Annotated in this window: 15 protein-coding genes and 1 pseudogene; 2 read left to right on the top strand and 14 right to left on the bottom strand. The window is 30.8% G+C overall.

The features are described 5' to 3' along the window. Window positions 1–186 precede the first annotated feature (186 nt). Together ltrA and ACWJKS_RS04900 are read right to left on the bottom strand one after the other, a co-directional pair. Window positions 187–1,596, bottom strand: a complete 1,410-nt coding sequence (ltrA, locus tag ACWJKS_RS04905; RefSeq protein ID WP_258280593.1) for a group II intron reverse transcriptase/maturase — start codon at window positions 1,594–1,596, stop codon at window positions 187–189. A 514-nt stretch (window positions 1,597–2,110) separates the two neighbouring features. Next, window positions 2,111–2,383 carry a hypothetical protein gene (locus tag ACWJKS_RS04900; protein WP_462960575.1) on the bottom strand — a complete coding sequence of 91 codons (273 nt, stop codon included), beginning with the start codon at window positions 2,381–2,383 and terminating at the stop codon, window positions 2,111–2,113. A 719-nt stretch (window positions 2,384–3,102) separates the two neighbouring features. On the opposite strand from ACWJKS_RS04900, the gene ACWJKS_RS04895 reads away from it, so the two are divergent. Beyond that, entirely contained in the window at window positions 3,103–3,414 is a 312-nt protein-coding gene (locus ACWJKS_RS04895; protein WP_462960574.1) for a phosphoribosyl-ATP pyrophosphohydrolase, read from the top strand. A gap of 58 nt (window positions 3,415–3,472) precedes the next feature. Here the strand turns inward: ACWJKS_RS04895 and ACWJKS_RS04890 are convergent, their stop codons facing one another. From ACWJKS_RS04890 to ACWJKS_RS04850, 9 genes and pseudogenes are all read right to left on the bottom strand, one after another. Further along, entirely contained in the window at window positions 3,473–4,081 is a 609-nt protein-coding gene (locus ACWJKS_RS04890; RefSeq protein ID WP_462961046.1) for a DEAD/DEAH box helicase family protein, read from the bottom strand. Continuing rightward, window positions 4,077–4,589, bottom strand: coding sequence for a phospholipase D-like domain-containing protein (locus tag ACWJKS_RS04885; RefSeq protein WP_462960573.1), 513 nt, complete (start codon window positions 4,587–4,589; stop codon window positions 4,077–4,079). The genes ACWJKS_RS04890 and ACWJKS_RS04885 overlap by 5 nt, the downstream gene beginning before the upstream one ends. Before the next feature lie 42 nt (window positions 4,590–4,631). Further along, window positions 4,632–4,769: a hypothetical protein gene (locus ACWJKS_RS04880; RefSeq protein WP_462960572.1), complete on the bottom strand. Its 138-nt coding sequence runs from the start codon at window positions 4,767–4,769 to the stop codon at window positions 4,632–4,634. Continuing rightward, window positions 4,759–5,136: an HIT family protein gene (locus ACWJKS_RS04875; RefSeq protein ID WP_462960571.1), complete on the bottom strand. Its 378-nt coding sequence runs from the start codon at window positions 5,134–5,136 to the stop codon at window positions 4,759–4,761. The genes ACWJKS_RS04880 and ACWJKS_RS04875 overlap by 11 nt, the downstream gene beginning before the upstream one ends. 393 nt (window positions 5,137–5,529) lie before the next feature. Next, a complete protein-coding gene (locus ACWJKS_RS04870) occupies window positions 5,530–6,408 on the bottom strand; it encodes a MerR family transcriptional regulator (protein WP_462960570.1) in 879 nt (292 codons plus the stop codon). A gap of 92 nt (window positions 6,409–6,500) precedes the next feature. Continuing rightward, window positions 6,501–6,638: pseudogene (locus ACWJKS_RS04865) on the bottom strand (HIT domain-containing protein); the annotation flags it as partial. Continuing rightward, on the bottom strand, window positions 6,635–6,865 hold the full coding sequence (locus ACWJKS_RS04860; protein ID WP_462960569.1) for a PspC domain-containing protein: 231 nt from the start codon (window positions 6,863–6,865) through the stop codon (window positions 6,635–6,637). The gene ACWJKS_RS04860 and the pseudogene ACWJKS_RS04865, both read right to left, overlap by 4 nt. 360 nt (window positions 6,866–7,225) lie before the next feature. Beyond that, the gene (locus ACWJKS_RS04855) at window positions 7,226–8,023 is read right to left on the bottom strand and encodes a nitroreductase family protein (protein ID WP_462960568.1); all 798 of its coding nucleotides are present in this window, start codon (window positions 8,021–8,023) and stop codon (window positions 7,226–7,228) included. A 191-nt stretch (window positions 8,024–8,214) separates the two neighbouring features. Next, window positions 8,215–8,541, bottom strand: a complete 327-nt coding sequence (locus ACWJKS_RS04850) for a hypothetical protein (RefSeq protein WP_462960567.1) — start codon at window positions 8,539–8,541, stop codon at window positions 8,215–8,217. Between the two features lie 203 nt (window positions 8,542–8,744). Between ACWJKS_RS04850 and ACWJKS_RS04845 the strand changes: the two genes are divergently transcribed. Next, window positions 8,745–9,320, top strand: coding sequence for a C40 family peptidase (locus ACWJKS_RS04845; RefSeq protein ID WP_462960566.1), 576 nt, complete (start codon window positions 8,745–8,747; stop codon window positions 9,318–9,320). Between the two features lie 128 nt (window positions 9,321–9,448). Here the strand turns inward: ACWJKS_RS04845 and def are convergent, their stop codons facing one another. The 3 genes from def to ACWJKS_RS04830 all read right to left on the bottom strand — a co-directional run bounded on the left by def (window position 9,449) and on the right by ACWJKS_RS04830 (window position 11,888). After that, the gene (def, locus tag ACWJKS_RS04840; protein ID WP_462960565.1) at window positions 9,449–9,901 is read right to left on the bottom strand and encodes a peptide deformylase; all 453 of its coding nucleotides are present in this window, start codon (window positions 9,899–9,901) and stop codon (window positions 9,449–9,451) included. Between the two features lie 81 nt (window positions 9,902–9,982). Continuing rightward, complete coding sequence (locus tag ACWJKS_RS04835) at window positions 9,983–11,167, bottom strand: ABC transporter permease (RefSeq protein ID WP_462960564.1); 1,185 nt, start codon at window positions 11,165–11,167, stop codon at window positions 9,983–9,985. Next, on the bottom strand, window positions 11,160–11,888 hold the full coding sequence (locus ACWJKS_RS04830; RefSeq protein WP_462960563.1) for an ABC transporter ATP-binding protein: 729 nt from the start codon (window positions 11,886–11,888) through the stop codon (window positions 11,160–11,162). The genes ACWJKS_RS04835 and ACWJKS_RS04830 overlap by 8 nt, the downstream gene beginning before the upstream one ends. Between the last annotated feature and the right edge of the window lie 152 nt (window positions 11,889–12,040).

Raw genomic sequence — 12,040 nt, 5'->3', positions numbered from 1 at the left:
ATTAATTATAACATATTGTGCTTAATTCCTCCATTACAGAATATTAATGGTAGTTCAATCTATTATTAACATGATTTTTTACATACTAAAATATTATCAAATCGAGTAGGAGCTAAATAATTAATTTATTTAGCGACCTCTCACACCACCGTGCATACCGTTCGGTACACGGCGGTTCAATAGAAATTAATGTTTTAATAAATATGTCTCAGATATAGAAACTAATCCTATATTTTTAAGGTATTTATTGGTCAATGTTTTGTTTAATATAGGGCTATTGGATGTTCTCCAATAGCCTTTCCTTGTATTTGCATATTGCAAAGCTTTATTGTTTGGTATTCCTAATTTAACAAGGTTCCCATATTTTGTTTTAATCTTTTTCCATTGTTTCCAAAAACACATTCTAATTCTTCGCCTTAACCATTCATCAAGTGTTTTAAGAATACTTTTAATGTCTGCAATAGCAAAATAATTTATCCATCCAACTATCACTTGCTTAAGTTTCATAAACCTATATTTCATGCTCATCGCATTACTTCTTGAAGTTAATTCTTTTAGCTTTGCTTTGAATTTGATTATAGGTTTTTGAGGAACTCTCATTCTGTATTCACCTTTTGCTCGGTAAAATGAAAATCCTAAAAATTTAAGTTTCCAAGGTCTATCTACTGTACTCTTTTCTTTATTCACTCTAAGCTTTAACTTTTCCTCAATAAATCTCGTAATACTCTTCATTACTCTATTTGCTGATTTCTCACTTTTGACGTATATATTCGCATCATCAGCATATCTACAAAAGTTTAGTCCTCGTTTTGTTAGTTCTACATCGAGTTCATGTAACATTACGTTACTTAATAATGGGGACAAAGGCCCGCCTTGAGGTGCTCCTTCTTCTGTATTCATAAATACCCCATTTATCATCACTCCACTTTGTAGATACTTTCGTATCAGAGAAATTACTCTACTATCTTTAATATCTTCCGATAGTATCCTTATTAATTTATCATGATTTATCGTATCAAAGTATTTAGAAAGGTCTATATTCACCGTCCATGTATGTCCAGCATTAATATATCCCCTACATTTTTCAACAGCTTGTTTTCCACTTCTTAAAGGTCTAAAACCGTAACTATTATCAGAAAATTTCTTTTCATATACTGGTATTAGAGTTTGTGATATCGCTTGCTGAATAACTCTATCTAATACAGTAGGTATTCCAAGTAGCCTAATTCCACCGTCAGGTTTTGGTATTTCTACCCTTCTTACGGCTAGAGGTCTATATCTACTTTCTAATAATGATTGCCTTAATTCTTGTCCATGCTCTTTTAGATAATGTAGAAGTTCATCTACTGTCAAACCATCAATCCCATGACTTCCTTTATTGGCTTTTACTCTTTTATATGCTTTATTCATATTATCTCTCGATAATATCTGCTCGAGTAAACCATTATCATATTCATTCACATCGTTTCTTCCTTCTTCTGACATAGAGGAAATACTATGCACTTCTACATTACCTTCGAGTTCCACTCTATTCTCTCGTAGAGAGCCTTCTTTATGAAGTTGTCTGCTTTTATCATATTTTCTCGTATCCTTCAAAATTCCAAAACCTCCTATTGTTCAGTCCTTCCCACGCTAACGCGTTTTGCATGGTACTATGACGTCTGCTGACTTCTGATAGTTCAGCCATACATCACTGTATGGGTTGTTATTTCTAAATTCATATCCACAACTTACCTATCAGATCTCCCCGGGTAAGAACGCAATCTTTCACTCCATCTATCTGCTACATTTACACCACTTGTTTCGAATAGTTTTGGGCTTCGTTTTGTATTGCAAACTTACCCACAAGCATATGCCTTATATGTAGTTTCTGTTCGTCAGACCGGAGTTTGGCCGCCAACTTCCTTCAGATTCCATCTCACGATGGACACCCTTGTCTTAAGCTATGCACTTGGCACTATTAACCCGTGCTAGGGACTTTCACCCATTAGATTGCGCCCATGCCGGGCGCACAATAAAAATCTAGCATTCTTTAAATGCTAGATTTAACTTCATATAGTATCTATTTATATCCTTTCCCCACTTGGTATCCCTTTACTTCGATTTTTCTTTAAAGCTTCTTCCATGTATCTATTTTAAAAACATAATAATCTATATCAGAATCACTTGGGATTTTCTTTATTGAATTTCTCTTCACAACTTTAATGTCTACTACCTTGCCATAATTAGTTACGCCAGCTTCACCTACAAATTGTCTCTTTGACTGCGCTAAAGCTACAAACTTAATATTATACTCTGTAAGATTTATGTTGCTGCATTTGGTGTGATAAAACTTCCCTTTTAAATTTATTTCAAGTTGCTCTTTATTTCTTAAGTATCCCACAAGAACTGTTCTATCCTTAAATCATCACCTCCGGTGCTGCAATATTAACGACTTCAGAATGATAATTAAATTCCCACTAAAGTTCTTTTTTTGTCATAGTATTTATTCTCCACATATATATGTGGAGGACCTTCATTCTAAAATGTCGTTAAATAATATTTATAAATTTCTCTATACCCGCTTGCCATATCAAAAACTAAAAATATAGATGTATTTCTATAATCACTATCTATATCCTTTAAAAATGAGGTCTTTAGTTTATTGCTTTGTTTATGGTTTTTAATATATTTATAATATCCTCCTTCTTTTTCCAAGGCGTGGCAGTATAATTTCTTATGAAACTATCCTTTCAATTAAATAATTACTTGCAAACTTTTTATATTCCTCATCTACAGTTGTTGCAGGATCTTCACATTCTTGTATAACCTAAATATCTGAATTTAATTTTTGAATATATTTGTATTTTTTCTAAATGCTCCATTACAATTCCACGAAACAATTCTCAACTAAATTATCCCCTCTCACCAAAACACTATTTTTTCTTTTTACTTATATCCATACTTTTGACACAATTTAACAATATATACTCCCTAAAAGGGACTTTACCCACACTTCTTTATAAACAACACTTTATCACTTGTTATGTGCATTACCTTCATATCCCTACCATATGTTATAATTATAATAAACCCATAAACTCACCCCAAGGAGGCCCCCCCATGAAAATCTACAACAAACTAGTCCGTGACAAAATCCCTGAAATCATTAGCGCTACTGGCAAAAACTTTGATGTTCACTATGCTAAAAAAGAAGAACTACTACCATTACTTGAAACCAAATTAAACGAGGAAGTATCTGAGTATCTAGAAACTAAAAACTTAGAAGAACTTGCTGACGTTATGGAAGTTTTAATTGGTCTTGCAAATGCTCTTGGGTATTCTGAAAAAGATTTAATTAACAAAAGGACTGAAAAAAAAGAAGACCGCGGCGGCTTTGAAAAAGGCATAGTCCTTGAAAAAGTTTATGAATAGATAAAACCCTCCATAGCATTTATCTGGCGGGTTCTATTTTGAGGTGCAAAATGTGTTTTCAGCAACAACTTAAATATAAATTGTAAATGTAATGATTTTTCATAAAATCAAAATTTACCTTTTTTAGCTTTTCTCTCAGATCTAAAGAAACGAGCCATCCTTTGTCTATTGCTCCTTTTAATCTAACTTCATAAACAATATTGTAATCACAAAGTACAAATACATCTTTGTTATCCATCCTCTCAGGAGTTGCCGTAAGTCCTAAAAGAAATTTCGGAGTGAAATATTTTAATATATTCCCATAATTACCCGCAGCTGCATGATGAAATTCATCTATTATAATATAATCAAATTCATCTTTTTTAAAATACTTCCCGCACAAATACTTTTTTTGTCCCAATGTTTGTACTGTAGCAAATACAACATCACAATTTGTTTCTTTATTTTTACCGCTGAAAAATCCAGTCTTTATATTAGGCCTAATGTTTTTAAAGGATATTTCTGCTTGATTTAATATTTCTTCTCTATGGGCTACGAATAAAACTTTATTTAAATTTAATGAATCAAAAGCGGCTAAATAAGTTTTACCTATGCCTGTTGCTGCCACAGCTAATCCTTTATCTAAGCCTTCCTCTCTACATTTCTTTAGTTCATATAAAGCTTCAATCTGTGCTCCTCCTAGGTTCGTACAGAGGAATTAACTTTCCAAATTCTTCTTTGCTATCTTCTGATGTTTCGAAAACATTAAAGATTTTAGGCCTTTTCCATACTGCTGAATAATGCCGCATTTCATCATCATCAATAATTATAGAATGATTTAAAAATAAGTCTTCAAAAACATTTTTAAAATGTGTAAAATCTTCTAGGTTTTTATTCTTATTTAATCTATAATTCCATTCAATGCCACTAGTTAATGCAGAACTCGACATATTGGAAAATCCTGTAAAAACATCTCCATCCTCTTCATATTCAAATATGTATGATTTAGGATGAAATGATTTATTATGAATATTATAAAACCTTAAATCTACTTTATCACCTAGAGCATCCTTTACTAAATATAAAGCTTGAGGCTGAGTGATATTAAGATAATTTCCTGTTAAGATTCTAATTCTAACTCCTTTATCTGCTACCTGTTTTAAATCGTTAATAAGCAATTTAACACCTGATTCCATTAAAAATCCTACTATAATATCTATGCTCTTTGCCCTTTTTAATTAAGCTGTTAATTTAGGTAGTAAATAATCATTACCCCCTGTAGAACAGTTTGAATCACACTCTAGATTCGCCTCTTTAAATGCAATGGAATCACTGGTAATTATACCTTTATTAATTACATCTACTTCAACCATCATACTCAACCAAAGCCTCTTTCAAATTCCTTACTCCACCCCTTGGATTAGCTACATCACCTATATACCTAGGAATCAAGTGAACATGTAAATGGTTTATGGTTTGTCCAGCATAAGTCCCTACATTTATACCTATATTATATCCAGCTGGTTCATATTGAATATCAAACATTTCTTTTACCTCGTGCATTAATTTATATATTGATTTAACCTCTTCCTCAGTTGCATCAAAGAAGTTTGCAAAATGCCTCTTTGGTATTATTAAACAATGACCATTATTTACTGGGAAATGATCTAATATAGCAAAGGCCAATTTATTCTCTACTATTATTTCTGATTCATCGTAGTCGCAAAATATACATTCTGACATTATTATCGCCGCCTTTATTTTGTATTAAGGTATGAATCTATACTGCTTTTTTCATTGTTAAAATCTATTATTAAATTTAGTTAAATTTAACTAAATTATTAACTATACTTAACTCCATAGAATCAATGGTTTCAGCATGTTATTAGATAATGCAGTTAAGTGTTGAATTAAATTCTTGTTAAATTAACAAGATTCTAATTAAATCATATCAATACAATACCTCTAAAATTATCCGTTGGTCAAGCATATCTAAACTATTTATATATATCTGAAAACTCAACTTTTATTCTGAGTGCAAAATCGTTTATACATATTATCATAACTATAACAAATAAAAATAAAGACAAGGATTATCCCTGCCTTATCATAATATAATCTTAAGAAAATGGGTACCTAATTTTCAGTGCTAGCTGAAGCACGTAAAATTTTATTGAACTTCTCAAATCTAGTGCTTAAAATACATAAATATATTTCAATCTCATTGAAAATAGGAGCTATATTATCCATCATAAACCGCTGAAATTTTAAATCTTTTTGATATTGAGGCGTTTTTTCGTATTCTATAATTTTTGCTTTGACCTCATTTTTTACTTCCTCACAGACTTCCACATCTCGCTTTAATATTTGGTTTGTTACACTTTTCGATTTTTCATTTAATTCCATCAGATCTTTGTCGCTATACTTTCCAAACATTTCGTCAATTAGTTCTTTTATATTTTCTGCATATTGAACCTCTTCCTTAGCATCTAATAAATTTATAAGGCTCATCCAAGCCTTCTCTTTTTCTTTAGTATCTAGCGGTTCGTCCAAAAACTGTCCGTAATGAATCGCAAACATTTTCCCCATATTACCTGGTAGTATCCTATGAAGTTCCTTTTGCATATATCCAGCAATATTTTTAGATTTGGCTTCTAAACATTGAATTGACACCCTTAAATTATCAATATTTGAATCTATTCCTTGTTCAATCAAATTTTCTAACACTCCTTTACTGTTATCGAGCAGTTTAATTTTTTCATTGATGATGTCTAACTGTTTTTTTATAACTTCTGCAACATCCTGTTTTTCTAATAATATAAGTTGAATATCCTTAATAGAGAAATCCAATTTTCTTAAAGCATTAATAGTAATTAGTCTATTAATATCATCCATAGTATAAATTCTATAATTGCTTTCTTCCTCTTTTTGGGGTCTAATAAGTCCCACCTCTTCATAATAATAAATTGCCTTTTTAGTTAGTCCCGTTTCTTTCATCACTTCATTAATTTTCATTATCATCGCCTCCTAAAATTGAGTTTAAACTATCCTCTAAGGGAACTGTCAACAGGCAATTGACAAAAAAATAGTGGATAAGCACTAAATGCCTATCCATTATACTCAATTAAAGCTTCTTTTAAATTCCTTACCCCACCCCTTGGATCAGTCACATCACCTATATATCTGGAAAACAAGTGCACATGTAGATGGTTTACAGTTTGTCCAGCATAAGTTCCTACATTTATAATTCTTTAAATTGAATTGTATCGTCATCATCATAATGAGTATTATTATTAACTGGCAAAACAACACAACATATTATATAAAATAATATACCTATACCATATATTAGCGTTAAAAGTACCCAAGCTAATCTGATAACTGTAGCATCTATATCAAAATACTCAGCAATACCACCGCAAACGCCGTCTATTTGTTTATCTGTGGTAGACTTATATAATTTTCTTTGCATAATTATTCCTCCAATTTTTAATTTTTAGAAGGTCCCTATATTAACTTTTTTTATAATTTTATACTATATAAATAATTTAATTATCACTACTATCAAAAATATCACTCATACTATAATATGTACCAATTATATCATAAATGTTTGTTATATAATTTTCAAAACTATAAAAACCCCCAAAAATGATTACTAAAGAGAATGTTTAATCACACAGTACAATATATATAAGCCCTAATCAATGAAATTTATATTGTCCACTGATTAGGACTTTAACTTAAATTACTTTATTAACAGTTGAAAATTTAGAGTAAATGCTAGTAAGCTCCTAAAATTGTATGTAACATACTTAATCTCCCTATAATATTATATATAAGTAACCTCTAATGGATTTCTATCAACTAATTTCTTATAGCTATACTTAGGATATCCGACCATAACGGCAGCTGTTATAGTTTTGCCTTCTGGAATATTAAATAATTTAAACATTGGTGAACCCTTAATGGATGCACAATACTCAAAAAATCCAGCCCAACAAGTTCCAAGTCCTAGTGAAGGAGCAAATAATTCTAGATAAGTCAGACAAGAAATAGAATTAGCCCTCCCGTTTGAAAAGACTTTGTCCGCAGTGGTTATAATTAAGTTTGGAGCACCTCGCAGAATTGAATCAACCCCGTCTTCCCTATAAGTACTGATTAATCCTTTTAATGCATCCTTTAGTGGAGATTTTTCTATCATTCGAATAGTAAGTTCAGCAGCTTTTTTAACTAATTGCTTATCCTCAACTACAACAAATGATATACCTTGACTATTACTTCCAGTAGGTGCTAGCCTTGCAATATCAACTAATTTTGTTAATTTTTCTCTTGATACAGACTTATCTTGATAATTTCTTATAGAACGACGTGCCCTTAGAAAATGCTCCGCCTGCTCTGCATTTAATTCTGCAAAATCTTTTGCATCAACTTGTTGTGCGAGTGGTATTTTTTTATTATCTATAGCTTCCCTCGGGCATATAGCAACACAATGTCCACAGGCAATGCAAGTGGTATTTGCTACTTCTTCTGGTCCCTTTTCTCCCATCTTTAGAACATATGCTGGACATTCCTTAATACATTGTTCGCATTTAATACATTTTTTCTCATTTACAGTTATAAAATCCATTTTGTTCATCCCCTTTTAAAAATTTCACATTTTATTATCTAAACCCTCATTCGACCCATTCTACCATATAATCTTTGCTAAATTAGGGTAATGCTATCACATTACATATTGAAAATGATGTAACCCTATCGATAAGGGCAAAAAAAATAATGGATAGACGCTAAATGCCTATCCATCATACTTAATAGAAATTAGACTATTGACACATCATTTATATCATTTATATTATCAATTCTAATTATCCTTATTTTACGTTGATCTTTTCTTACAAATTGATTTACCTTCATCCATTCACCATCCACATTTATAACTTCACAATCTATTGGTCCCACTAAACTTCCACTCACTGTAAGCGTACATCTTTTACCTTCAAGTTCTTTTAGTATTTCAGACATTTTGACTTCCCCCTTCATTGAATTCTTCATTTTTTTAACATCTTCTTTTAGTTTTTTAACTTTATCACTTAATCCCATATTTGAAATAGCTAAAAAGAATGCTAATATTCCTATATATTCCATAGTATTACCCTCTCCCCAATATCTAAATGCTCTCAATCACATTCTAGATGAATATATTATAGTATAAATTTGTCTATTAATCAAAATTAGCTATTAGTGTATTGTAAGAATTCTTGATTTTTCTAAACATTTTAGAATATTTTTAGAAATGATATAGTAATTTAATATAAGGTTATATTAAACATCGTAGTGTGGGGGGCAATATGAGAAAATCTTTTAACAAAAGGAATCCAGTAAGACTTTGGTTAATACTGTTAATTCTCTTAGCAGTAACAATAGTATATATGATTTTTGTTATTTCTTCGAATTTTGAAACTCCATTAACCAAAGCTAAATATATTAAAAATGGACAACAATATGAAGCCTTAATAAATGGGAATGATTTAGTCTCATATTCAAATACGTTTTTAGGAATGAAATACTTATTTGGTGGCACAACTCCTGCAATATTAGATTCTACAGGTAAATATGTAAAAGGTGGATTTGATTGTTCGGGGTTTGTACAGTATGCTTATAAACATTTTGGTATAAATTTGCCCAGAACAACTATGGACCAAATAAATAAAGGTGTTTCTATTAATATGAATAATCTTAAAAATGGGGATTTAGTCTTTTTTATGACAAATCCAGATCTTCCATATCAAGTATCCCATGTAGGAATGTATATTGGAAACAGTAAATTTATACATTCTCCTAAAACTGGTGATGTTATAAAAACATCTGAATTAACTGGATATTATAAAGAAAAATTTGTAATAGGTAAAAGGATAATAAAATAACCAGATATATTCAACTAAAAGCAAAGCTGACACCATATGAAAAGCGATGCCAACTTACGTAAATTCAATATATTTTACGGTAGTTGTTTATTTTTAGTATCCATTTAACATGGTTAAGTTCAATAACATTACTTTATATATTCAGTAACTAAATCAGTAAAAAGAATACCTACTAAATGGTCTATTTCATGACAAAAACATTTTGCTAAATCTCCTGTACCAGTCAATATAATTTCATCACCATTTTCATCCAATGCTTGCACCACTACTTTTTCAGGTCTTTTTAATTTTCCAAATGTATTTGGAATACTTAAACATCCCTCTATAACTTCTTGAATACCTTCCTGCTTAATTATCCTTGGATTAACTAGTTTTATAAGTCCTTGACCCATATCTATTACAACTAATTGTTTTAATATACCTACTTGTGGAGCTGCTAATCCTCCACCATTTTCTGTATTATACATAGTTTCTGCCATATCATTTAGTATTTGTCTTATTTTATTATCTACCACATCAACTATTCTACTCTTTTTTCTTAGTATTTCATCATCAAAAAATCTAATTTGTCTTAATGCCATTTAAATTACACCTACTTTGCTATGCTCTCGATTTTCTAATTATACAGTTTAAATCCTTCGTTTATTTTACAGGTTAAATTATTAAGATCTAAATATTACACTTTCCTTATTAAACATATGTTTTGCTAGCATAACAGCAACTATCGTATAAACTATGGACCATACTATTGTTATTCCTATATGACCATAATTATAAATTCCACTTGTAAGTTCCTTAACCACTGAGCTTACACTAAGCAATGGTATATTAAAATAAAGAAAAGGTATGTTTTTTGAATCCATAAACATAGTTCCATAAGCGGCAAATATCGGAATTATTGAAAATGGTACCAAATAGGTTTGGGCTTCCTTGAATGAACGAGCATATATACTTACCGCTAGTTCAAGAGCACCAAAAAACATTGTTGTTATTATTGCTATTACTCCAATTAAGGCTATTGCTTTGTAACTTAAACCAACTGAAGAACTTCCATTTCCGAACATTCCATTAGGTATTTTCATTGAAATTAGAAGTCCAAGCATTGAACATACCGATACTATAAATCCCATTATTGTTATTGCAAAGAGTTTTCCTGTTAATATATAATGTCTCCCAGCTTTTGTTGTTAAAAGTGGTTCAAGTGTTCCTCTTTCCTTTTCACCTGCTCCTAAATCTGTGGCTGCTGCAAGGGTTCCTTGTGCACTATAAAGGAGTACAAGCATAGGAATCATTATACCTAATAACATTTGACTTTGTGCATTTTCTTCCTTTTGAAAACTTGTTTTAGCAATTTTTATTGGCGTTAATATCTTTACATCAATATTTATTTTTGTTAATCTATTTGCAACTATTTGTTTACTTAATTTGTCTACTGTTTCCGTTACCTTGCTAAGTGCAATAGATGATTTTGTATTTGTATTATCATAAAAAATCTTTAAATCAGAAACATTACCACTTGAAATAGATTCATCAAAATTCTTTGGTATTTCTATAAAAAGCAGTGCTTCTCCATCCTTTACTGCGGCTTTCCCATCAATGCCCGTTTTAAATTTAATAGTTTTATCATTTTTTAATATCTTCGCAATGCTGCTATTTCCCTTATCGACCATCACAATATTTATATTTTTTTCAACAGAATCCTCAGCACTATTCATAGTTTTCCCCATAATAAAGCTAAGTATAGGCATTAATAAAAGAGGAATTAACAAACTTACTATTATTGTCTTTTTATCTCTAAGCATGTCCTTAAGTTCTTTAACCAATATTACACTAACTAATTTATTCATGATTACCTCCAATAAGCTTAACAAAAATATCTTCCATGTCTTCATTATTATATTTAGCCTTAAGCGAACTTATTGTTCCATGTTCCACAACTTTTCCCTTATGTATTATTACAACTCTATCACAAAGCTTTTCAACCTCTACCATACTGTGACTTGAGAAAACTATAGCCTTACCTTCTGACTTACACTTAAATATAAAATCTTGAATAAGTCTTGTGGCAGAAACATCAAGTCCGGTACTTGGCTCATCAAATAACATAACTGAAGGCTTATGGACAATACTTCTTGCAATTGCTACCTTTTGTTTCATACCTCTTGAAAATTTCCCTACCCTTTTATCTATAAATTCACTCATTTCAAGTTCTCGCGTAAGCTCTTCAATGCTTTTCTTGGCATCGCATGCGTTCATTCCATTTAATTGAGCAAAATACATTATATTTTCTCTTGTTGTAAGCCTGTCATATAGGCCAACCTCTCCACCAAATAAAATTCCAATTTCCTCTCTAATACTCTCAGGCTCATTTACTAAATCATGTCCTGAAATTTTCCCTTCTCCCTCTGTTACCTTAAGCATAGTTGCAAGCATTCTCATTATAGTTGTTTTCCCAGCTCCATTTTCTCCGATGAGACCTAATATTTCTCCCTTATTAACTTCAAAAGAAACTCCATCCACCGCTGTAAAATCTTTAAACTTTTTAGTAAGGTTTTTTACCTCTAACAATTTAATTCCCCCTTGCGTAAAATCTTATTGATATATCTTTAAACTTACCTCTTTCAACTGTATACCTTCGTAAGTTCTGACAATTTGCAACAATTTATAAGTAAATTATACCATAGATAACTGTTTTTTAGCGTGATTTTTTCCGACTTCTC

It is taken from the genome of Clostridium sp. CM038 (genome assembly GCF_055081105.1).
The sequence above is the reverse complement of the archived record's forward strand: the minus strand, read 5'-3'. Positions and strand labels throughout refer to the sequence as shown.